Annotated in this window: 21 protein-coding genes; 3 read left to right on the top strand and 18 right to left on the bottom strand. The window is 70.9% G+C overall.

From position 1 onward, the window contains the following. Positions 1-80: 80 nt before the first annotated feature. A complete protein-coding gene (locus ACFWV3_RS37940; protein ID WP_382418753.1) occupies positions 81-758 on the bottom strand; it encodes a hypothetical protein in 678 nt (225 codons plus the stop codon). A 267-nt stretch (positions 759-1,025) separates the two neighbouring features. Here ACFWV3_RS37940 and ACFWV3_RS37935 point away from each other — a divergent pair, with 267 nt between their 5' ends. Further along, positions 1,026-1,490: a peroxiredoxin gene (locus tag ACFWV3_RS37935; RefSeq protein WP_382418752.1), complete on the top strand. Its 465-nt coding sequence runs from the start codon at positions 1,026-1,028 to the stop codon at positions 1,488-1,490. Between the two features lie 11 nt (positions 1,491-1,501). Here the strand turns inward: ACFWV3_RS37935 and ACFWV3_RS37930 are convergent, their stop codons facing one another. Genes ACFWV3_RS37930 through ACFWV3_RS37920 form a run of 3 tightly spaced genes read right to left on the bottom strand, consistent with a single transcriptional unit; the run spans position 1,502 to position 5,309 of the window. Next, complete coding sequence (locus ACFWV3_RS37930) at positions 1,502-3,514, bottom strand: iron ABC transporter permease (RefSeq protein ID WP_382418751.1); 2,013 nt, start codon at positions 3,512-3,514, stop codon at positions 1,502-1,504. 2 nt (positions 3,515-3,516) lie between these two features. Next, positions 3,517-4,473 (bottom strand): ABC transporter substrate-binding protein, encoded by a 957-nt coding sequence (locus tag ACFWV3_RS37925; RefSeq protein ID WP_382418750.1) that lies wholly within the window; start codon positions 4,471-4,473, stop codon positions 3,517-3,519. A gap of 17 nt (positions 4,474-4,490) precedes the next feature. After that, positions 4,491-5,309, bottom strand: coding sequence for an ABC transporter ATP-binding protein (locus ACFWV3_RS37920; protein WP_382418749.1), 819 nt, complete (start codon positions 5,307-5,309; stop codon positions 4,491-4,493). Between the two features lie 114 nt (positions 5,310-5,423). Here ACFWV3_RS37920 and ACFWV3_RS37915 point away from each other — a divergent pair, with 114 nt between their 5' ends. Further along, on the top strand, positions 5,424-5,774 hold the full coding sequence (locus tag ACFWV3_RS37915) for a VOC family protein (protein ID WP_382418748.1): 351 nt from the start codon (positions 5,424-5,426) through the stop codon (positions 5,772-5,774). A gap of 159 nt (positions 5,775-5,933) precedes the next feature. Here the strand turns inward: ACFWV3_RS37915 and ACFWV3_RS37910 are convergent, their stop codons facing one another. Both ACFWV3_RS37910 and ACFWV3_RS37905 read right to left on the bottom strand, forming a co-directional pair. Next, a complete protein-coding gene (locus tag ACFWV3_RS37910; RefSeq protein WP_382418747.1) occupies positions 5,934-7,586 on the bottom strand; it encodes a methyltransferase in 1,653 nt (550 codons plus the stop codon). A 16-nt stretch (positions 7,587-7,602) separates the two neighbouring features. Further along, positions 7,603-8,751 (bottom strand): 4-hydroxybenzoate 3-monooxygenase, encoded by a 1,149-nt coding sequence (locus tag ACFWV3_RS37905; RefSeq protein WP_382418746.1) that lies wholly within the window; start codon positions 8,749-8,751, stop codon positions 7,603-7,605. A gap of 195 nt (positions 8,752-8,946) precedes the next feature. On the opposite strand from ACFWV3_RS37905, the gene ACFWV3_RS37900 reads away from it, so the two are divergent. Beyond that, the gene (locus tag ACFWV3_RS37900) at positions 8,947-9,948 is read left to right on the top strand and encodes a fatty acid desaturase family protein (RefSeq protein ID WP_382418745.1); all 1,002 of its coding nucleotides are present in this window, start codon (positions 8,947-8,949) and stop codon (positions 9,946-9,948) included. Here the strand turns inward: ACFWV3_RS37900 and ACFWV3_RS37895 are convergent. The 12 genes from ACFWV3_RS37895 to ACFWV3_RS37840 form a co-directional block, all read right to left on the bottom strand. Then, complete coding sequence (locus ACFWV3_RS37895) at positions 9,935-11,131, bottom strand: cytochrome P450 (RefSeq protein WP_382418744.1); 1,197 nt, start codon at positions 11,129-11,131, stop codon at positions 9,935-9,937. The genes ACFWV3_RS37900 and ACFWV3_RS37895 overlap by 14 nt on opposite strands. A gap of 13 nt (positions 11,132-11,144) precedes the next feature. Continuing rightward, a complete protein-coding gene (locus tag ACFWV3_RS37890; RefSeq protein WP_382418743.1) occupies positions 11,145-11,927 on the bottom strand; it encodes an ABC transporter permease in 783 nt (260 codons plus the stop codon). Further along, entirely contained in the window at positions 11,924-12,880 is a 957-nt protein-coding gene (locus tag ACFWV3_RS37885) for an ATP-binding cassette domain-containing protein (RefSeq protein ID WP_382418742.1), read from the bottom strand. The genes ACFWV3_RS37890 and ACFWV3_RS37885 overlap by 4 nt, the downstream gene beginning before the upstream one ends. Then, the gene (locus tag ACFWV3_RS37880; RefSeq protein WP_382418741.1) at positions 12,873-13,715 is read right to left on the bottom strand and encodes a DUF4097 domain-containing protein; all 843 of its coding nucleotides are present in this window, start codon (positions 13,713-13,715) and stop codon (positions 12,873-12,875) included. Before ACFWV3_RS37880 ends, ACFWV3_RS37885 begins: the two co-directional genes overlap by 8 nt. Positions 13,716-13,783: 68 nt before the next feature. Continuing rightward, a complete protein-coding gene (locus tag ACFWV3_RS37875; protein ID WP_382418740.1) occupies positions 13,784-14,302 on the bottom strand; it encodes a ribbon-helix-helix protein, CopG family in 519 nt (172 codons plus the stop codon). 99 nt (positions 14,303-14,401) lie between these two features. Further along, positions 14,402-15,187, bottom strand: a complete 786-nt coding sequence (locus ACFWV3_RS37870; RefSeq protein WP_382418739.1) for a TIGR02452 family protein — start codon at positions 15,185-15,187, stop codon at positions 14,402-14,404. Positions 15,188-15,231: 44 nt separating this feature from the next. Next, complete coding sequence (locus ACFWV3_RS37865) at positions 15,232-16,230, bottom strand: hypothetical protein (protein ID WP_382418738.1); 999 nt, start codon at positions 16,228-16,230, stop codon at positions 15,232-15,234. Positions 16,231-16,285: 55 nt separating this feature from the next. Beyond that, positions 16,286-16,711 (bottom strand): universal stress protein, encoded by a 426-nt coding sequence (locus ACFWV3_RS37860; RefSeq protein ID WP_382418737.1) that lies wholly within the window; start codon positions 16,709-16,711, stop codon positions 16,286-16,288. Positions 16,712-16,713: 2 nt separating this feature from the next. After that, the gene (locus tag ACFWV3_RS37855; protein WP_382418736.1) at positions 16,714-17,955 is read right to left on the bottom strand and encodes an SLC13 family permease; all 1,242 of its coding nucleotides are present in this window, start codon (positions 17,953-17,955) and stop codon (positions 16,714-16,716) included. 33 nt (positions 17,956-17,988) lie between these two features. Beyond that, a complete protein-coding gene (locus ACFWV3_RS37850; protein WP_382418735.1) occupies positions 17,989-18,444 on the bottom strand; it encodes a (2Fe-2S)-binding protein in 456 nt (151 codons plus the stop codon). 13 nt (positions 18,445-18,457) lie between these two features. Continuing rightward, a complete protein-coding gene (locus tag ACFWV3_RS37845) occupies positions 18,458-20,671 on the bottom strand; it encodes a molybdopterin cofactor-binding domain-containing protein (protein WP_382418734.1) in 2,214 nt (737 codons plus the stop codon). Positions 20,672-20,723: 52 nt separating this feature from the next. After that, entirely contained in the window at positions 20,724-21,158 is a 435-nt protein-coding gene (locus ACFWV3_RS37840; protein WP_382418759.1) for a MarR family winged helix-turn-helix transcriptional regulator, read from the bottom strand. Positions 21,159-21,198: the final 40 nt, after the last annotated feature.

Below are 21,198 nucleotides of genomic sequence, written 5' to 3'. Positions count from 1 at the left end.
GCGCTTCACGTAGTTGTGCATTGTCGAGCCTTTCCTGTCAAACAAGCTGGGTGATCTGTCGGCTTGGATGGCAGGTCGGATCAACTGGGATGATTTCGGCCGTAGTAATAGCACCACGACCCGTGGACCTGGTGGTCGGCGACCACCACGAGCGACTCGCCGGTCGAGTGGTCTCCCGTTCTGGCCGGGAGGTCCGCGAGTGCGAGACCCGTCGATCCACTGGACGACGCCGATCCCGTCGTACCGGGCAAAACGAACGGCACGTCCGGTGACGGCGGCGAGGGCGCCTTGAGCGGTGGCGCCATTTCAGGTGCGGAGATCGGTCGCGGGGACGCGGCCGCCGGAACGACGTCGGGCGTCACGGCGTGTGCTTCCGGTGTGACGACCGGCGGTGACTCCGGGACCACGGGTTCCGCGGCCGGCGGGACCTCTGCCGGAGCGGACGGCCGGGCCGGAGCCGCAGGTTGGTCCACCGGCTGGTCCACCAGCGGTTCTGCCAGTCGTGGCACCACCGGCACGTCCCGCACCGCGTCCACCACGGGGGTGAGCAGCGGTGCGGTCACGGGGTGGAGGGGCTCCAACACCGGGTCCAGGACCTGCGTGGCGGTGTCGACGACGGGCGTCAACGGTTCCAGCACGGGCGCGGTCACCGGAGCTACGAGATCGATGACGCCACCCAGCAGGCCGGGTGAGTCACCTTCGTCAGCGCTCGCGACTCCCGCGGAGAGCAGGCCGAAACCGATCAGGAATCCGGCCACGCCGAGAGAGCGCCGCACTGCTGTGGGGCATGTCAACTTCATGCAATCACCCCCTCTCCTCGAATCGGCACCTGGTCACGTCAGGCATTCGGATTCCCACGATGGGGTGGATTGCACAAAAATCGAAGAATTTTCGTCGCCGCAGCTCAAAAGCACAAAACAATTTGAAACATTTGTTTTCGACTACTTTGCGACACAGGATCACACCCAAAAGATCGACACACGGTGATCACCAATCCGAGACTCCCCCGGCTCCGAAGCAGGGCCATGGAACGAGGAGACACCGCCCCGGACTTCACCCTGCCCGACGACACCGGCGAACCCCGCGCGCTGTCCGGCTTCCTGGCCTCAGGACCGGTCGTGCTGTTCTTCTACCCGGCCGCGATGACCGGTGGGTGCACCGCCGAGAGCTGCCACTTCCGCGACCTGGCGAAGGAGTTCGCCGACGTCGGCGCGCACCGGGTCGGGATCAGCCCCGACGCCGTGGGGACGCAACGTCAGTTCTCCGCCGCGAACGGCTTCGACTACCCGTTGCTGTCCGACGTGGACGGTGCCGTGGCGAAGCAGTTCGGCGCGTGGCGGCGCTTCAGCCCGCTGCACGCGAAGAGGCGCACGTTCGTCATCGACACCGACCGGCGCATCCTCGAGGTGGTCAGGAGCGAGCTGAAGTTCACCGTCCACGCCGACAAGGCGCTCGCGGTCCTGAGGGAACGCTCCGCCACCCGCGGCTGAGCCGGGCGGGGTCAGGTCCGCGTCCGCCAGAGCACCAGCACGAAGTACGGCGTGCCCAGCAACGAGATGACGAGACCGGCGGGGATCTGCGCCGGTGCGATGACCGTGCGGCCCACCGTGTCCGCGGCGCTGACCAGGATCGCACCCAGTGCCGCGGCCACCGGGATGACCCGCGCGTGCCGGCCGCCCACCAGCGAACGGGCCAGGTGCGGGGCCACCAGGCCGACGAAGGCCACCACGCCGATCGCGGCCACCGCGGTCGCCGCGAGGATGCCCGAGGCCGCGAGGACCACCAGGCGCGACCGTTCCAAGGGGACGCCCAGGACGCGCGGGGTGTCGTCGTCGATGCTGTGCAGGTCGAGCTCGCGGTGCCGGGACCAGAGCAGCGGGGTCAGGACCGCGAGTGCGACCAGGCCCGGGACGACCTGGTCCAGCGTGCGGCCGTAGGTCGAGCCGGACAGCCAGGTGAGCGCCTTGGCCATGTTCCACGGGTCCGAGGTCACGATCATCAACGTGATCAGCGCCATCCCGCCGGACCAGAGGCCGATGCCGATCACCACCAGGCGGTCGGAGTCGAGGCCCGAACGCCAGGCCAGGCCGTAGACCAGGGCGAACGCGACCAGCGCTCCCGCACCCGCGGCGCCGGCGATCTGCCACGCGCCGGCCAGCGGCACGAACGTGATCAGGGCGACGGCGCCGAGGCCCGCGCCGGCGGTGATGCCGAGCAGGCCCGGTTCGGCGAGCGGGTTGCGGCTGACCGACTGGATGCCGCAGCCGGACACGGCGAGCGCGGCGCCCGCGGTCAGCGCGGCGAGGACTCGGGGCAGGCGTTGGTCGAGCACGAACGTCAGCGCGGTGCCGGTGCGGCCGGACAGCCAGTTGGCCAGGTCGCCCAGCAGGACCATCCGGTCGCCGAACAGCATGCCGACGACCGGCGCCGCCACCAGCAGGACCAGCACGACCGCACTCGCCACCACCAGCCGACGTCGCGACCCCGCGACGCTCACACGACCGGCAGGGGGCTGGCGACGTGAGCCGCCCGGACGGCTGCGACGAGCCAGCCAGACGAGGACGACCGCGCCCACGACCGTCGTGATCACACCGGTCGGCACGCGCAGTGCCGCCGCCGAGCCCATCACGGCGCGCAGCAGCACGTCGGCGCCGAGCACCAGCACGACACCGAGAAGTCCGGACAGGGGAAGCAGAACGCGGTGACGTCCCTCCTTGGACATCACCAGCCGCGTGATCACCGGGGCACACAGGCCGACGAACCCGACGGGTCCGGCGACCGTCACCGCGGCGGCGGTCAGCGCCACCGTCAGCAGCACCGCGCCGGCACGGGTGCGGCGGACCTTCAGGCCCAGCACCGTCGCGTTGTCGTCGCCCAGGGCGAGGATGTCCAACGACCGTCCCATCGCGACCAGCGCGATGGTCGCGGCGAGCACGATCGGCGCCATCTGGGCCGTGGCGTCGAGGTTCGCCACGCTCAGCGACCCGCTCCCCCACGCGAACAGCCCCGACGTCTCCTGCTCGTAGGTCAGCAGCAGGAGGATCGTGATCGACTGCAACGCCAGCGTCACGGCCGACCCGATCAGCACCAGCCGCGGCGTGGCGGACCCGGCACCGGACAGGCCCAGCACCACCACAGCGGCGGCGAGAGCCCCGACGAACGCCGTGGCGCCCGCGGGCAGCGTGGGAAGCGTCAGGCCGAACGCGGACACGGCGACGACCGCGAGGTAAGCGCCCGCGTTCACGGCCAGCGTGTCGGGTGCGGCGAGCGGGTTGCGGGCCACGGACTGCATGCCCGCGCCCGCGACGCCCAGTGCGACGCCGAGCAGTAGGGCCGTGAGCAGACGCGGCAGCCGTGATCCGGAGAGCACGGCGTAGGTCTGTTCGTCACCGGCACCGACCACGGCGCGCAGCACGTCGAGCACGCCGGTGTCGGCGGTGCCCTGGGTGAGGTGGACGGCGGCGAGCAGGGCGATGACCACCACGCTCGCCGCCGCGACGACGGCGTTCCGCACGGTCAGGCGAGGGCTTTCACGAACTGGTCGGCGATGCGCGCCACGGACTTCGGCCCGCCGAACGTCCAGGTGCCCGGCTCGAACTTGTGGACCTGCTTCGACGCCACGAACGGCAGCCGCTGCCACACCGGGTTCTGCGCGAGGCCGGTGGTGAAGACGTCGTCCTCGGAGGCGCTGTAGAACAGCACGGTCTTCGGGTCGGTCAACGCGGTCAGGCCCTCGACGTCGGTCTGGCCGAGCGCCCACTGCGGGTCGACCTGACCGGTCCACGCGTTGGTCAGCCCGAGCGCCTCCGCGGTGTCGGAGACCAGCGAGCCCTTGCCGAACGGGCGGATGCTGACCGTGCTGCCCTCGAGGTAGCCGTCGGCCATGAAGAACGGCGTGCCCGCCTTGGCCGCCAGCGCCCTCTTGCCCTCGACGAGCTTCGAGTCCATGTCGGACAACAGCTCGTCCGCCTCCGCGGTCTTGCCGACCGCCAGGGCGATCATCTTCACGTCCTCGCGCAACCGGTCGAAGTTCCGCGCGGCGTCACTGGACTTCGTGACGATGACCGGCACGTACTTCTCCAGCTGCGGCACGATCGGCGAGTCGCGCTCGGCGGCCATCACGACGAGGTCCGGGTTCAGCGCGACGATCGAGTCCACGCTCGGCTCGCCGCGCTTGCCGACGTCCTTGACCGACGCGTCCAGCGGCACGGCCGCGTCCCACGTCTTGTAGCCCGCGGTGTCGGCGGCGCCCACCGGCATCACGCCGAGCGACGCGACGATCTCCGCCTCGCCCCACTCCAGAGCGACGACGCGCTGGGCGGCTGCCTTCAGCTCGACGGCCTTGCCGCGGGAGTCGGTGACCTTGACCGGCCCACCGGAGTCACCGGCCGCCTGCCCGCTTTGCGGTGTTTCCGTTGTGCCGCAAGCGGTCAGCAGGATCGCGACGGCCGCGACCAGAGCTGGGATGCGCATGACAGTTCTCCAGGGGTTCAGACGCGAGGGGTGTGTCTGCCGACGGGGCGGCAATGGAGCGTTCCGGTGACCGGGTCGTCGGCGACGTGCACCACGACGCCGTATGCCTCGGTCAGGTGTTCGGCTGTGAGCACGTCCTTCACGGCGCCGCCGGCGAGAGCCCTGCCCTGCGACAGGAGGACGACGCGGTCGGCGATGATCGCCGCGTGGTCGAGGTCGTGCAGCACCACGCCGACCGCGACCTGGTGGTCGTCCGCCAGGTCGCGCACGACGTCGAGGATCTCCACCTGGTAGCGCAGGTCGAGGTGGTTGGTCGGTTCGTCGAGCAGCAGGACCGCCGTCTGCTGGGCGAGGCACGACGCCAGCCACACCCGCTGCAGCTCGCCGCCGGACAGCTCGTCGACGCCGCGGGACGCCATCTCGGCCACGCCGGTCATCGCCATGGCCCGCGCGACCGCCGCCGCTCCGTCCGGGTCGACGCCGCGCCAGCCCGAGCGGTAAGGGTGGCGCCCGTAGCCGACGACATCCTCGACGGACACCCCGGACGGCGTGGGCCGCTGCTGAGTGAGCAGCGTGACGTTGCGGGCGAACTCCTTGCCGGACAACGCCGATCCGTGCCAGACCGGTCGTTCGCCGAGACGCACCTCGCCGGTCCTGGGCCTGTGCAGGCGGGCCAGCGACCGCAGGACCGTCGACTTGCCGGACCCGTTGGGGCCGACGAGCGCCGTGACGGCACCGGGCGTCAGCTCGACCGAGACGCCGTGCACGACCTCGTGCTCGTGGTGGGCGAGCACCAGGTCCCGCCCGGCCAACATCACCCCGTCAGGTGCTTGCATGAGGGGAGCCTAACCTAAGTTAGGCGAAACTAACCCGGCCGTGACCCGCGGCACTCCACAGAGGACGCGAGTCCAGGACAGCGGATGTCCGCGTGCGGTGTCACGATCCCGCGCATGATCGGACGTTGGCACGGCCTGGTGATCGACTGCCCCGACCCGCGGGGCCTCGCGGAGTTCTACGAGAAGGTGCTCGGCATGATCCGGGTGCAGGACGACGACGGGTTCGTCGTCATCGGGGACGCCCCCGACCGGCCCGGCGTGGCGTTCGCGCGGGTCGCGGACTGGCAGCCGCCGAAGTGGCCGGACGAGTCGGCGCACATGCACCTCGACGTGCGGGTGGACGACCTCGCGGCGGCGGGTGCGCAGGTGGAGGCGCTCGGGGCGCGGCGGCTCGACGGGGGTGGCGAGCGGTTCCACGTCTACGCGGACCCCGCCGGCCACCCCTTCTGCCTCGTGAGCTTCTAGTGGTGTGGCTCGGGACGTTGCCGGGGAAATGCGCGGTCAGACGGGTGCATCGCGGTGCCGCCCCCACGCTCTCGTACTGGTTGTACGGGGGCGTGGGGGCGGTGCCGCGAGGTGCCCTGCTGAGCGTGGATTACCTCGCCGACGTCCCGAGCCGCGCCACTAGAGCAGACGGGCGCGCATGACGTGCGCGTCCAACGGCAGCGCGTGCGTCTCGACGAGCTCGAAGCCGGCTTCTGCCAGCAGGGAGCGGTAGTGCGACTCGGAACGCTCGCGCCCGCCCGTGTTGCACAGCATGTGGATGTCCCACGGGATGGCGAGCGAGTCGGTGTCACCGGCTTCGGGCAGCAGCCGCTCGATCACCAGCAGCTCGGCGTGCGCGGGCATGTCGCGCGCGCACGTCGCCAGGATCGTGCGGCACTGGTCGTCGTCCCAGTCGTGCAGCACGCGGGACAGCAGGTAGACGTCGCCGTCGGCGGGGACGGACCGGGTGAAGTCGCCCGGCACCAGCGACACCCGCTCGGCCAGGTCTGCCAGACGGGGTTCGGCGGCGGCCAGGGCGTTCGGGAGGTCCAGCAGGACGCCGTGCAGGTCCCGGTTGGCGTGCAGGACGCGGGACAGCAGCTCGCCGTTGCCGCCGGCCACGTCGACGACGGTGCGGGCGCGGGAGAAGTCCACGACCTTGGTGACGCCGGTGAACATGGCGTTGCTCGCCGCCATGGAGCCGTGGAACAGCTCCGCGAGCGCCGGATCCGTTGCCATGTGGGCGAAGTGGTGGGCGCCGAACGCCTTCGCGTACGACTCCTCACCGCTGCGGACGGACTCGGTGAGCTCGGCGAACGAGCGGTAGAACGGGCCGCCGTACATCAACGCCAGCGGACGCATCGAGCCCGTGAGGTCCGAGCGCAGCAGCTCGCCCAGGTCGGTCAGCGAGTGGTGGTCGCCAGCCGTGTGGACGACGCCGAGCGACGTGAGGTAGCGCAGCAGCCTGGCCAGGCTCCGGGGTTCGGTCCCGGTGGCGGCGGCGAGCGACGGCAGGTCGCCGAGTGACGCCAGGTGGTCGAGCAGGCGCAGCTCGGCGGCGGTCGCGATGGCCTGCGTGGCCCACGCGCCGGTCAGCAGGCGCAGCAGTTCCGTGCCGGCGCACGACTCGCGCTGGTGGAGGGCCTGCAGCTGCGGGAACCGGCCGGTGGCGACCAGTTCCAGGCGGCGGAACGCGGGATCGGCGCGGTGCGCGTCGCGGAAGTAGAGGACGCTGCTGTTCTCGTACCCGTTGTAGCCACCGCCGTCCGGGCGCATGACGCCCGCGATCATCGTCCGCAACCCGCGCAGCAGCACCGGGTCCGGCCTCCTGACGGCCAGCCCGACGTGGTTCTCCCGCTGGTGGCGGCGTTCGTCCTCGGCGATGTGCGCCAGCGACGGCGGCGTCACCAGCACGAAGATCTCCAGCTCGCACGGCCAGCCGTTGCGGTCGGTGACGGGCGCGCGCAGGATGCCGACCTGGAGATCGGCGACGGGCACGGAGTACCGGCTGCTCAGCCGTTCGCGGACGACGACGCTGGGCGTCATCGTGCCGACCTCGATGCCACGTGCCGAGAGCTCGTCCGCCAGTCCCGCCAGGGTTTCCGGGAAGATCAGCAGAGCCACGTGGTCGAGGGTGGCGTGCCGCGTCACGGCGGCGCGCTGGTCCGCGTCGAGGGACGGCACCGCGGCCGCCAGTGCCGAGTGGGTGTCGTGCCCGCCGATGAGGTCGAGCGCCGCGGTGAGGCGGTCGAGGTCGGCCGCGGCGAGGACGGGGGTGCGTGTCGAGATCATGAGTGTTCCCGGGGTTTCAGATGCCGACGTACTGCTCGGCGAAGAAGTTCTGGTGGGCGCGGCAGTCGCGCAGGCTGTCGAGCCGGGCGCGGCGCAGGGCACGGTGGAAGTCGTCCTGGGGACCGTGCAGGAGGTCGATCATCCAGCGGGAGAACTCCTGCGCCCGCCAGACGCGGGGCAGGCAGGTGCGGGAGTAGGCGGCCAACGGCCGTTCGTCGCCGTGCAGGGCCGCCGTCAGCGCGGACGCCAGCACCTCGGCCTCCATGATCGCCAGGTTGGCGCCCTTGGCGGCGGACGGGCTGATCAGGCTCGCGGCGTCACCCACGAGGAACAGCCGCTCGTGCTGGACCGGGTCGGCCACCTCGGACCGCAGCCGCACGATCCGCCGGTCGAGGACCGGGCCCTGCTTGAGCTGACCGAAGAAGTCGACGCGCATGCGGGTGTCGAGCGCCGCCCAGATCCGGTCGTCGGTCCAGGCCTCCTCGGTGTCGCCGGGAGGGATCTGGAGGTAGTAGCGCGTCACCTCGGGACTGCGCGCCATGTGGCCCGCGAACCCGTCGTCGTGCACGGCGTAGGTCACGGCGGCCATGCTCTGCGGCGCCTCCGCGAGCACGGCCAGCCAGCTGATGCCGTGGTCCTGGCGGTACCGGCGCGCGGGCACGGCTTTGCGGGTCACGCCGTTGCCGCCGTCGCACCCGGCGAGGAACCGCCCGGTGGCGACGTCGTCACTGCCCCGCTCGTCGCGGTAGCGGATCGTGGCGGTGCGCGGGTCGACGCCGGTGACCGTGACGCCGAACCGGATGTCACCACCGCGGCCGAGGTACTCGGCGACCAGATCCGTGACGAGGTCCTGCTGCGGGTACACGGTGTGCACCTCGCCCCGGCCGAGCCGGGAGTAGTCGAGCTCGAACTCGCCGTCCTCGCCCCGGAACGCGCACAGGCCGTGCGTCTGTCCTTTGTGGAGCAAGCCGGCGCCCAGACCGTGCTCGACCAGCACCCGCGCGCTGTTCGGGCTCAGGAACCCGGCCCTCGCCCTGGTCTGCACCTGCTCGCGGCTCGCCCGTTCGACGACGAGCGTGTCGACGCCCTCCGCGCGTAGGAGGTTGGCTAAGACGAGCCCCGCCGGCCCCGCGCCCGCGATGAGCACGGTCGTGTGGTCGACCACGCGATCCGGTCCTCTCTGCCGATCGGGCCCGCACCGGGCCCGTTGCGGCAGCACTGGACAGCACCGGTGAGGGCCGAGGCCAGCGGCTCGCCGAGGACCAAGATCATGATCACTCCATCGTGTCGCCGCGCGCGGTTCGCGGCGTCTTCACGGCCCGTGCACGACACCGACGCGGCGGTCGGGCATTCTTCGCGAATGACACTCCGCGCGGCGAGCGACTTCGCCCAGTTGTCGACCGAGATCAAACGGGCGGGCCTGCTCGACCGGCGCCGCGGGTACTACCTGGCCAGAATGGGCGCGAACCTCGCGGTCTACGCGGCGGCCTGGGCGGCGTTCGTGCTGCTGGGCGACTCGTGGTGGCAGCTCGCGGTCGCGGCCGTGCTGGCGGTGGTGACGACGCAGCTCGCGTTCATCGGCCACGACGCCGGGCACAAGCAGATCTTCGCGACCCGGCGCTGGAACGAGATCGCCGGGTACGTCCACAGTGGACTCATCGGGGTCAGCTACGACTGGTGGAACGGCAAGCACAACCGCCACCACGCCAACCCGAACCACGAGGACGAGGACCCGGACGTCGACATCACGGTCCTCGCGTTCACCCAGCGCCAGGGCGAGGCCAAGCGCGGCCCGCTGCGCTGGATCGCCTCGCACCAGGCCGTGCTGTTCTTCCCGTTGCTGCTGCTCGAAGGCTTCGCACTGCACGTGCACTCGATCAAGCACGCCGGCCGCGAGCGGCTCCTGATGATCGCGAACGTGGTCGTGTACCTCGGTGTCGTGTTCTGGGTCCTCTCCCCCGTGCACGCGATCGCGTTCGTGCTGGTGCACCAGGGCCTGTGGGGTTTCTACATGGGCTGCTCCTTCGCCCCGAACCACAAGGGCATGCCGGTGCTCTCCGCCGGCCACGCGCTCGACTTCCTGCGCAAGCAGGTGCTGACGTCCCGCAACATCCGCGGCGGCTGGTTCACCGACCTGCTGCTGGGCGGGCTGAACTACCAGATCGAGCACCACCTGTTCCCGAGCATGCCGCGCCCGCACCTGCGGCACGCGCAGGTGATCGTGAGCAGGTTCTGCCGCGAGCGCGGGATCTCGTACGCGGAGTGCGGGCTGTTCCGGTCGTACGGGTACGTGCTGGAGCACCTGCACGAGGTCTCGGCGCCGTTGCGGGCGTCAGCGGCGCCGACCGCTACTCCCAGCTGACGGGCAGGGCGTGCACGCCGTAGATGCTCATCATCGTCTTGAGCTTCACGTCACGGGCGGGCACGTCCAGCCGCAGGGTCGGGAACCGGCGCAGCAGCCCCTCGAACCCGGCCCGCATCTCGATGCGGGCCAGCTGCTGCCCCAGGCACTGGTGCACGCCGTGGCCGAACGCCAGATGGCCCCGTGCGTTGCGGTGGACGTCCAGCGAGCCGGCGTTCTCGTAGCGCTCGGGGTCGTGGTTGCCGGCCAGCAGCGACAGCACGACCATCGACCCCTCGCGGATCGTCTCGCCGTGGAACTCGATGTCCTGCGAGGCGTAGCGGAAGAAGACGTCGGCCACCGCCAGGTAGCGCAGCAGCTCCTCGACGGCGTCGGGGATGAGCTCCGGCCTCGACCGCAGCTCCGCCAGCTGGTCCGGGTGCTCCAGGAGCGCGAAGGTGCCCAGCGCCAGCATGTTCGCGGTCGTCTCGTGGCCCGCGAGCAGCAGCAGGAACGCCATGCCGGTCAGTTCCGCCTGGCTGAGCTCCTCGTCGCGGGCGAGGTCGGACAGCAGGTCGTCGGCCGGGTCGGCGCGCTTGCTCGTGACGAGGTCGTTGAGGTACGTGCTCAGCGCGACGTACACGGCGATCTTGTCCTCGAGGGTGATGTCCCGCTCCATGAACCGGGCGGAGTTCTCCTCGAACGAGTCGCGGTCCTCGTACGGGACGCCGAGGAGCTCGCAGATCACCTGTGACGGCACCGGGAGCGCGAACTCGCGCACCAGGTCGACCGGCGGGGTGAGCTCCGCCAGCGCGTCGAGCCGCTGCTCGGTGATCTCGACGACGCGCTCCTCGAGCGCCTTCATCCGCCTGACGGTGAACGCGCCGGTGAGCTTGCGCCGCAACCGGGTGTGGTCCGGCGGGTCCATGCTGATGAACAGGCCCGGTTCCTGCGGGACGGGTTCGGTCATCTCCGGCATGCCGGGCGTCGGGAACGGCACGCGGATGATGCCGAGGTCCTGGCGCGAGCTGAACCTGGTGTCCGCCAGCACCTGCCGGACGGCGTCGTACCCGGTGACCAGCCAGCCCTCGTGGCCGTCGGGGAAGAGCAACGGGCTGACCGGGCCGGCCGAGCGCAGCTCGGTGATCCGGCTGGGCGGGACGAACGGGCTGACGTCGCGGTCCGTGGGAAGACCTTCCTGCATGACTGGATCTCCTTCAGCGAGTCGATTCGCGGTTGAAGAGCTTCTTGGACCACAGGTAGCCACCGGTTCCGATGACGGCGCACCAGCCGAACGCGACGTACCCGCTGTCACCGATCGGCGTGCCCGTCAGCAGGCCGCGCAGCGCGTCGATGAACGGCGTGAACGGCTGGTACTCGGCGAACCACCGCAGCACCGCCGGCATCGAGTCGGTGGGCACGAAACCGTTGCCGAAGAACGGGAGCAGGATCAGCGGCAGGCCGACGTTGCTCGACCCCTCGACGGTCTTGCTCGCGAGCCCGAGCGCAGCGGAGAGCCAGATCATCGCGAACGACATGGCGGTCAGCAGCCCGGCCAGCGCGAGCCAGCCGAGGGCGCTCGCCTGCGGCCGGAAGCCGATCGCGACGGCGACGCCGAAGACGAACGCCATGGCGAGGACCGTCTGGACCAGGCTGCCCACGACGTGGCCGGTCAGCACGGACACGCGGGCGATCTTCATGGTGCGGAACCGGTCGACGATGCCCTCGGTCATGTCCATCGCGATCGAGATGCTCGTGCCCTGCACCGCCGCGGTGATCGACATCAGGATGATCGTCGGCGTCACGTAGGCGAGGTACTCGGCACGGCCGCCGGACGGCCCGCCGAGCCCGGCGCCGAGCGTGCCGCCGAAGACGTAGACGAACAGCAGCAGGAAGACGACCGGCATGATCAGCAGCTGGAACGTCAGCGACGGGTAGCGGACCATCCGCCTGAGGTTGCGGCGCACCATCGTCGCCGAGTCGGTGAGCACGTACGTCATGGCTGAGTCACTTCCTGGTCCACCTTCTGCCCGCCGCCGGTGAGGGCGAGGAAGACGTCGTCGAGGTCGGGGGTGTGCGTGCTGAGCGACTCGACCGGGACGGCGTGCTCGTGCAGCCGGTCCAGCAACGCCTTGAGGGACCGGACGCTGCCGTCGTTCGGCACGCGCAACGCCAGGGCCTCGCCGTCGCGGGAGGCCTCGCGCACGACCCCGGTAGCGGCCTCGAGGTCGCGCAGGTCGGTGAACTGCAACAGGACGTGCCCGCCGGGGATGCGGCGCTTGAGCTCGTCCGCGGTGCCCTCGGCGACGATCCGGCCGTGGTCCAGCACCGCGATCCGGTCGGCGAGCTCGTCGGCCTCCTCCAGGTACTGGGTGGTGAGGAGGATCGTGACGCCGCTCGCCACCAGCTGCCGCACGATCTGCCACATGGCGCGGCGGCTGCGCGGGTCGAGGCCGGTGGTCGGCTCGTCGAGGAAGATCACCTCGGGCGACCCGACCAGCGTCATCGCGAGGTCGAGCCGGCGCCGCATGCCGCCGGAGTAGGTCGCCGCCGACTTGTCCGCCGCGTCCACCAGGTCGAACTGGGCGAGCAGCTCCTCGGCCCTGCGCCGGCCCGTCTCGCGGCCGAGGTGGTGCAGGTCGGCCATGAGCTTCAGGTTCTCGCGGCCCGTCATCAGGTTGTCGACGGCGGAGAACTGGCCGGTGACGCCGATCGCGCCGCGCACGCCGTCGGGGTCGGCCGCCACGTCGTGGCCCGCGACGGACGCGCTGCCGCCGTGCGCCCCGATCAGCGTGGACAGGATCTTGACCACGGTGGTCTTGCCGGCGCCGTTCGCGCCGAGCAACGAGAAGACGGTGCCGCGCCGGACGTCCAGGTCGACGCCCTTGAGCACCTCGTGGTCGCCGTAAGAACGGCGCAGGCCCCTGGCCGTGATCGCGCTCGCCTCAGGCACGACGCACCGCGATGTCGCCGAAGGACGTGTGGGCGGTGACCTTGACGGTCCGCGCGGCGTTGCCGGGGCCGTCGCTGCCGTCGAGGGTGTTGGTGACGCGCCCGAACGACGTCTTGGCGTCGATCCACGCGGCGGTGCCCTGGGCGATCCCGAGCTCGATGCCGCCCATCGCGGTGTTCAGCGTGACCTCGTCGCGGACGACCTCGCCGACCTCGATCGACCCCATCGCGGTCCTGGCCTCCACCAACGCACCCGCGCGCTCGACGTGGATGTCGCCGTTGGCCGACCGGGCCCGCAGGTCGCCCTCGACCGTGCCGACGTCGATGTGGCCGTTGGAGTTCTTCACGACCAGCGAACCGTCCACCGTGCCGACGCGGATGTGGCCGCTGCCGGTCTTCACCTCGGCATTGCCGGTGACGGCGCCGATCTTGACCTGCCCGGCGCCGGTGTCGGCCCTGAGCGCGCCGGTGCGGTCGACGTGGATGTTGCCCGCGGACAGGTCGGCCTCGGTCGCGCCGAGCACGCCGCTCGTGCGGATGCTGCCCGCCGTCACGTCGAGGTCCACCTTGGACCCGGTCGGCAGCTCGATCACGATGTCGACCGACCTGGTCTTGCGGGAGAAGTCGAACGTCCGCTTCGGCCCGCGCACCATCAGCGTGCCGTCGGTGTAGTCGACCGTGGTCTTCTTCGCGGCTTCGGCGTCCGAGGAGTCGGACGAGTCGGACGGCCGCACGTCGACCGTCGTGGTGACGCGGTCGGACGCGACGACCTGGACGTGGCCCGCGTAGATGTCGAGCAGTACGGAAATGGGTTCCGGCGTGTCGTAAGAAGGCATGGCTGTCCCCTCAGAAGGTGTGGGTGGGGCATCCCCGCAGGTCGGGGCGAAGTGGAGAAGAGCGGGAGCTAGCGGACCCAGCCGACGAAACGCTGCGAGCCGGTGATCGCGTTCGTCACCGTCTCCTCGATCGTCTCCCGCTTCGGGTTCAGCTGGGCGGACGCGGCGCGCACGAGCCACGCGTTGACCGAACGCCCCTCCTTGGCCGCCGCCTCGTCGATCGCGGCCTTGAGCGGTTCGGGCAGGCGGACGTTGATGCGCACGGTGGTGCCGTCCTCGTAGCCGGCTGCCACGTCCTCGGCGGGCGCGGCGGGCGCGGGCTCCGGTGCGACGGCCGGCTCGGGCACCCGGCGCGTCACGACGAACTTGGGGTCGCGGCCCCGCAGCAGCACCTGCACCGAGTCCGGTGCCAGGTCCGCGGTGATCTCGTCGGCGGCGGCGGACAGCGCTTCGAGCAGTGCCAGCCGGATCGCCGACTCCATCGTCACGGTCAACCGCTCGACCAGCGCACTCGCCTCGCCGCCGCCCGTCTCGACGGCGGTCAGCAGCTCGCGACCGAGGGAAGCCACATACGGGGTCAGATCCATGGCATCACTATGGCACACGGTGGCACCACCCACAAGCAAATCTGGCTCAGCTTGGCATCATTGTGGCTCACCACTGGTCAGAGGTGATGCCAGCGTGGCTCAGGCGAAGGTGTCGGCGAACGCCTGGAACGTCGGCGTGCCCTGCTGGCGGTCGAGGACGGCGAAGACGACGTGCTCGAAGTAGCGGTTGTCCCGCAGGGCGAGGGCGAAGATCTTGGCCACGGTGGCGGGGTCGTTCTCGAAGACGCCACAGCCCCAGGCGCCGAGGACGAGCCGGCGGTGACCGTGCGACGCGGCGACGTGCAGCACCCGGATGACGCGCCGCAGCAACGCGACGGGGATGCCCTCGGCGCGCTCGGGCTGGTTGCGCAGGATGGCGCCGCGGTTGGGCGCGGCGGCGGTCAGGAACGAGACCTCGTACGGCCGCGGCAGCAGCGCGCCCTCGTCGTCGCGAAACACCGGGACGCGTGGCGAGTAGATCACCCGGTCGCTGTAGGTGAGGTCGCGGTCCGCGCGGTGGTGCGCGTAGAAGTCGCCGGCGGCGAGCAGGCACGGGTGCAGCGCCGACGCGTAGGCGATGCTCTCCTCCTGCGCCATCTTGCCGTTCAGGAAGCCGCCGCCGGGCTTGCGCGCCGACGCGAAGTTCAGCGCGGCGACGTCACCACCGAGCCGGCGGGCCGCGTCCAAAGTGGACTCGTTGGTGACGTCGACCCGCGTGCCCGTCGTCTCCGGGGGCAGGGACAGCACCTCGCCGGGCAGGTGGAGGCGGGTTCCGGAGACCGCGCGGGCGACGTCGACGACGACCTCGCCCGCCTCGGTGGAGTAGGAGCCCCGCTCCGAGATCTCGACGGTCTCCTGGGCGATCGCCCGCAGTCTGTCGCTCATGGTGCCGTCGAGTCTGACGGCACCGGTGGCGCGGGCCAAGCGAGTTAGCCGCGCGCGTAGATCTCGGCGACCGTGCCGAACGCGGCCTTGGGCTCCCACGTGCCGTCGTCGAACACCTTGACGATGCCGGGGCTCGCCATGTCGAGGTCGCGGCCCGGGTCGTGCGGCCGGTGCGGATAGCCGGCGAGCGAGAACAGGTAGACGAACGCGCCGTCGACCTTCTCCTCCTCGAAGACCTCCAGGAGCTCACGCAGGTACGTGGCCTGCTCCTCCTCGTCGCGGACGTAGCCGTCCTTCACCCGCGCGGGCAGTCCGGCGTCGTCGAACTCGACGATCTCCATGCTGCGCGGTGCGTTCGCGCCCGATCCGCGCCACGCCGCCGTGTTGAACCCGGTGATCGCGACTGGCTTTCCCTGCGCCACCACGTTGCGGATGCTCTCGGCGTACACGCCCGCGACCTCGGCCGTCCGGATCAGCTCGAACGACTTGATGTCGAACAGGTCCCAGTCGGGGTTCTCGAACGGGATGCACGCGTAGGTGACCTTGCCGTGGAACAGCTCCCGCACGGCGGCCACCGCGTCGACCAGGAACGCGTTGAGGACCCCACCGGCCTCCCGCATCCGCTCGGCCCTGCCCTCGGGCTCGCCCAGCAGCAGCGTCAGGCGTTCCAGGACGTCGCCGCCCGGCAGGAACCCCTCGTTCATGACGCTCAGCTCGACGCCCGTCACGAACACGACCTCGGCGCCGGCCGCCCGGACCCGTTCGGCCCGCCGCGCGCAGTCGGTGAACAGCTCCAGGACCTCGGCGGGCGTCAGCTCCAGCGGGTAGGGCGAGAACCAGATCTCCAGCCCCAGCTCGGCGGCGACCTCCGCCGCGCGCTCCAGCCGTTCCGGAACGCCGCCGACGAGGTGGACGGCGTTGCAGTGCAGGTCGTCCCTGATGACGGTCAGGTCCCGCCGGACCGCGTCGAGGTCGAACTTCTTCAGCGAAATGTCTCCACGGCGCACGAAACCGGTGTCGTACGCAATCCCCTTGGCTCGCATGACCGCGAGACTAGGGGACAAAAGTGCGTGCACGCAACTTTGCGTATAGGCAATTTCAGGACGGCCACACCAGCAGCACGGGACAGGTCGCGTGGTCGACGACGAACCGGGTCGCGGGACCGAGGCTGCGGGGACCGGCGTGGCTCACGTCGCCGTCACGGCACAGGACCAGCAGGGACGCGTCACGGGCGGCGGCCACGACCTCGTGCTCGACCCGGCCGACGCGCGCTTCCCTGGCGCACGGCCGCCCGAGGCGTTCGGCGGCGGCGTCGAGGAGGTGCGTCGCGTGGTCGGCGGCGAGGTGGTCGAGCCGCGTGCCGGGGTCGAGCGACGGGTGGCGGCCGAACAGCCCGGCGAACGCGCCGTGGGCCGCGCCGGCCACGTCGCTGACGTGCAGCAGCAGGAAGTCCTCGCCGTGGGCACGTGCCGCGTCGACGCAGTCCTGCCAGGTGTCGTCGGCGATCCACACGACCACCGTCATGGTCATCCTCCGATCAGCTGCAGGGACGCCCACAGTGCCACGACCGCGCCGACCAGGGTGGCAGGCACGGCGAGCAGGCCGAGTTTCGTGAACTCCGGCAGGTGCACCTCGGTGTCGTGGTCGTGCACGATCCGCCGCCACAGCAACGTCGCGAGCGACCCGGCGTAGGTGAGGTTCGGCCCGAGGTTCACGCCCAGCAGGACGGCCGGCACCGCGCCGGACCCGAACGGCACGACCAGTGGCAGCAGCACGAGCACCGCGGGCAGGTTGTTGATCACGTTGGCCAGCACGGCGGCGACGGCGGCCACTCCGAGCAGCGCCCACAGGCCGTTGCCGCTCGGGATGGCGTGCCGCAGCAGGTCGTCGAGCCCGTTGTCGACGACCGCGCGGACCACGATGCCCAGCCCCAGCACGAACGCGAGGAACGGCAACGACGTCGCCTTGACCAGCTTCGGCAGCGTCGTGCGCTTCTTCACGAGCGCCCGGACGGCCATGACCACCGCGCCCGCGCACGCCGCCCACGCCGGGTCGATCCCGGTGGCCGACGCGACCACGAACCCGACCAGCGTCAGACCGACCGTGGCCAGCGCGAACACCGGGAGCTCCTGCGGCGGCTGCACGGAGGGCGCGTGCACCGGCGCGTCGAGGTCGGTGCGGAAGAACAGCCGGAACACCACGTACTCGGCCACGATCGCGACGATCCACGGCAACGCCATCAGCGCCGCGAACCGGGTGAAGCTCAGCCCGCTCGACGCGAACGCCAGCAGGTTCGTCAGGTTCGACACCGGCAGCAGCAGCGACGCGCTGTTCGAGAGATGCGTGCACGCGTAGACGTGCGGCTTCGGCCTGATGCCGAGCTGTGCGGCCGTCGCGAACACCACGGGCGTGAGCAGCACGACCGTCGCATCGAGACTGAGCACCGCCGTGGTCACCGACGCCGTGACGAACACACCGCCGAGCAACGTCCGCGGTCTGCCACCGGACGCCCGTGCCATCCACGTGCCGCACGCGTGGAAGAGCCCCTCGTCGTCGCAGAGCTGAGCGAGCACGAGGATGGCGGCCAGGAACCCGATCACGGGCCCCAGCCGCACCGCCTCGTCCACCGCGTGGTCGAAGGGCAACGCACCCACGAGCACGACGAGGACCGCCGCGGGTACCGCGACGACGGCCTCAGGCCAGCCCCACGGCCTGACGACCGCGCACACGAGCACGGCGACGAGCAACAACACCGACAGCGCCAGCACGCGATCCTCCTGCGCCGGCTTGCTCCGGCCCGCTCACATCTTCGCTGCCGCCGACTTTATGGCCTGCCGGATGCGGAAGTACGTACCGCAACGGCACACGTTCGCGATCCGGTCGATGTCCTCGTCCGATATCTCCTTCTTCGTCCGGAGCAACGCGGCGGCGGCCATGATCTGACCGGGCTGGCAGTACCCGCACTGCGCGACGTCCTGCTCCAGCCAGGCCTCCTGCACCGGGTGCAGGTCGTCCCCGGACGCCAGCCCCTCGATCGTGGTCACCTCCTTCCCCGCGCACTCGGCGACCGGCGTGACGCACGGCTGGATCTCCGCGCCGTCGAGGTGGGACGTGCAGGCGCGGCACACGCCGATGCCGCAGCCGAACTTCGGGCCGCGCACGCCGAGCTTGTCGCGCAGCACCCACAGCAGCGCCAGGTCGGCGGGGGCCTCGACGGTGACGGGCCGCCCGTTGACGATCATCGTGTAGCTGGGCACAGGGGACGCTCCTTCAGCGCGGGAACGGCTCGAAGTCGACGGGGAAGATGATCGGGAAGCTGCGCGGCACCACACCCGTGGCACGCGCGTAGGCGTTGGCGATCGCGCCCACTGCTGCCGGCACGCCGAGCTCGCCCGCGCCTCCCGGTTCGCCGGTCGCGGGCATCACGTGGATCCGCACGTCCAGCGGCGCGTCCTTCTGCCGGGCGTAGTGGAACTGCGAGTACGAGCCCTCCAGCGGCAGGCCCCTGTCGATGTGCAGGCCGGCGCGCAGCGTCGTGGAGATGGCGTCGGTCAGGCCACCGAGCAGCTGCGCCTCAAGGCCGCGCGGGTTGATCGGGCGGCCGACGTCGGCCGCGATGACCGCCTTGACCACACGCGGGTTCTTCGGGTCGCGGGCGTCGATCTCGACCAGACAGGCCGTGCACGACTTGTACTCGTCGTGGAAGGCCACGCCCTGCGCGAACCCCTGCGGCATCGCACGGCCCCACTGCCCCTCGGCGGCGACCTTGTCGAGCACGGCGCGTTGGCGGGCGTCCTTGAGGAACTCGCGGCGGAACGCGACCGGGTCCTTGCCCATCTTCTTCGCGAGCTGGTCGACCAGGATCTCCTCGGCGCCACGGGTGTTGGCCGAGTAGACCGAGCGCCACGAGCCGGTGTGCATGCGCAGCGGGACCTCGTTGAGCAACGACGTGACGACGCCGAAGTTGTAGGGGACCTTGCACGTCGTCAGGAACACCGTCTGCGCGAACGAGAGGTTGCCGCCGACCGGCAGTGACGCGGCCGTGGCCGTGAGGATCTCGCCGAGGCCGTGCCGGAAGTCGGTCTCCACCGACGCCACGCGGTGCTCGAACGTCAGCACGTTGCCGAGCCCGAACGTCGCCCGCAGCTTGTGGTGGCTCGCGGCGCGCGCCCGGCCGTGCCGCATGTCGTCGGTGCGCGACCACATGAGCTTCACCGGGCGCCGCAACGCCTTCGAGATCTGCGCGGCCTCTATAGCGGCGTCGAAGAAGAGACGCCGGCCGAACGACCCACCGCCCTGCATGACGTGAACTGTGACGCTCGCCTCCGGCAGCCCGATGGCCGCCGCGATCGTCTGCCGCGCCACGATCGGCGACTTCAGCCCTGCCCAGATCTCCGCTCGGTCGTCACGTACGTCCGCTATCGCCGAGTTCGTCTCCATCGGCGCGTGACTGACGAACGCGAAGTCGAACTCCATGTCGACGTGCTGGGTCAACAGTGGCGGTACCACGAACGGCAGCGCGGCCGCCCGCAGCTTGTCGCGGATCTCCTTGTCCGACAACGAGTCGATGGTGCCCACGTTCCAGGTGACCTTCAGCGCGTCACGGGCGGCCATCGCCTGTCCGAACGTCTCCGCGACCACCGCGACCCCGGTCGGCACCACGCCGATCGCGAGCACGCCGGGCATGGACCTGGCGGTGCTCGAGTCGACGGACCGCACCGAGCCGTTGATCGTCGGCGGGCGGCGCACGACCGTCGGCATGGCGCCGGGCACGTCGTGGTCGAGCGTGTACCTGAACCGGCCGGTGACCATCGCGCGGGCGTCGATCCGCGACTGCGGCGTGCCGATGATCCGGTGCTCCGACACGGGTTTCGGCTGCGCCGCGAAGACACCGGTGAGCTTCGAGGCCGCCGACGTCAACAGTCCGTAGGCGATGGGCCGGCCGTCCGGCAGAACCACCGCGCCGTCCTTCGTGGACAGCCGCTCGACCGCGACGCCCTGCTGCTGCGCCGCCGCGGCGAGCAGCCTGGCCCGTGCGGCCGCCGCCGCCCGACGGACCGGGCCGTACACCGACCGGATCGTGTTGGAACCGCCGGTGAGCTGGTTCATCAGCAGTTCGGGCCGCGCGTCCGCCAGCACGACGCGGACGCTGCTCAGGGACAGGTCGAGCTCCTCGGCCACGAGCATCGCGGTGGCCGTGGTGATGCCCTGGCCGACCTCGCAGCGGGGCAGTTCGAGGGTGACGACGCCGTCCTCGCCGACGCTGAGCACGGCGAGCGCGCCCTCCGTCGGGGTGCCGGCCAGGATGAGGACGTCGCCGAGGTCGAGGATCTCGGCCGGTTGCGGCAGCGTCGGAACGGCGGCCTCGGCGCTGCCGGGCACGGCGACGGTGAGCACCGGCGCGGCGACCAGGAACGCGAGGAACTGCCGACGACGCACGGGAACCCGGGCTTCGGGGACCGGGACTTCGTTGTCACAGGTCATGCATTCGTCAACGATGTACTGCCGGACCGGGTACGAGAGTCAGCCGATCGGGCTAGCCGGGGACGACCCGCCGCCTCAGCACGTTCTCCGCTCCCCCGGTCGCATCGAGCAACCGCACGAGAGCCCGCTTCGCCGCGTCGTCGCCGTGCACGTCCAGCGCACGCCGCAACCGGCGGCTGTCGTCGACCAGCCGCCGGCCCCGTCCGGTCAGCTCCGCCCGCCGGATCCTGCTGTCGGCGCGGTCCGGCACGCGGGTGACGTAGCCGAGCCGTTCCAGTTCGAGGAGCTGCTTGGACGCCGCCTGCTGGGTGACGCCGAGCAGTTCCCCCAGCTCCGACACGGTGGGCGAGCCCTCGACGAGGTGCTGGATCACGTACCCGTGCGAGACGCGGACGCCTTCGTGCCCGATCTCGTGCAGCTGCTCGAGGATCGCGTCGTTCGCGGCACTGCCGGCCAGGTGCGCGAGCGTCGCGAAGTCGATGTCCATCAGGTCCACGCCGCGCATCCTGACATTGACAACCAAGGTT

Source organism: Lentzea sp. NPDC059081 (assembly GCF_042738015.1).
Classification (GTDB): domain Bacteria; phylum Actinomycetota; class Actinomycetes; order Mycobacteriales; family Pseudonocardiaceae; genus Lentzea.
The sequence above is the reverse complement of the archived record's forward strand: the minus strand, read 5'-3'. Positions and strand labels throughout refer to the sequence as shown.

Bases quoted from the DNA above. Each gene is read 5' to 3' on its own strand.
- ACFWV3_RS37860 (WP_382418737.1), bottom strand. From the start codon at position 16,711: ATGACGGTGGTCGTGTGGATCGCCGACGACACCTGGCAGGACTGCGTC.
- ACFWV3_RS37845 (WP_382418734.1), bottom strand. From the start codon at position 20,671: ATGACCTGTGACAACGAAGTCCCGGTCCCCGAAGCCCGGGTTCCCGTG.
- ACFWV3_RS37865 (WP_382418738.1), bottom strand. From the start codon at position 16,230: ATGCGAGCCAAGGGGATTGCGTACGACACCGGTTTCGTGCGCCGTGGA.
- ACFWV3_RS37840 (WP_382418759.1), bottom strand. From the start codon at position 21,158: ATGGACATCGACTTCGCGACGCTCGCGCACCTGGCCGGCAGTGCCGCG.
- ACFWV3_RS37935 (WP_382418752.1), top strand. From the start codon at position 1,026: ATGGAACGAGGAGACACCGCCCCGGACTTCACCCTGCCCGACGACACC.
- ACFWV3_RS37915 (WP_382418748.1), top strand. From the start codon at position 5,424: ATGATCGGACGTTGGCACGGCCTGGTGATCGACTGCCCCGACCCGCGG.
- ACFWV3_RS37890 (WP_382418743.1), bottom strand. From the start codon at position 11,927: ATGACGTACGTGCTCACCGACTCGGCGACGATGGTGCGCCGCAACCTC.
- ACFWV3_RS37920 (WP_382418749.1), bottom strand. From the start codon at position 5,309: ATGCAAGCACCTGACGGGGTGATGTTGGCCGGGCGGGACCTGGTGCTC.
- ACFWV3_RS37895 (WP_382418744.1), bottom strand. From the start codon at position 11,131: ATGCAGGAAGGTCTTCCCACGGACCGCGACGTCAGCCCGTTCGTCCCG.
- ACFWV3_RS37870 (WP_382418739.1), bottom strand. From the start codon at position 15,187: ATGAGCGACAGACTGCGGGCGATCGCCCAGGAGACCGTCGAGATCTCG.
- ACFWV3_RS37910 (WP_382418747.1), bottom strand. From the start codon at position 7,586: ATGATCTCGACACGCACCCCCGTCCTCGCCGCGGCCGACCTCGACCGC.
- ACFWV3_RS37925 (WP_382418750.1), bottom strand. From the start codon at position 4,473: ATGCGCATCCCAGCTCTGGTCGCGGCCGTCGCGATCCTGCTGACCGCT.
- ACFWV3_RS37880 (WP_382418741.1), bottom strand. From the start codon at position 13,715: ATGCCTTCTTACGACACGCCGGAACCCATTTCCGTACTGCTCGACATC.
- ACFWV3_RS37875 (WP_382418740.1), bottom strand. From the start codon at position 14,302: ATGGATCTGACCCCGTATGTGGCTTCCCTCGGTCGCGAGCTGCTGACC.
- ACFWV3_RS37900 (WP_382418745.1), top strand. From the start codon at position 8,947: ATGACACTCCGCGCGGCGAGCGACTTCGCCCAGTTGTCGACCGAGATC.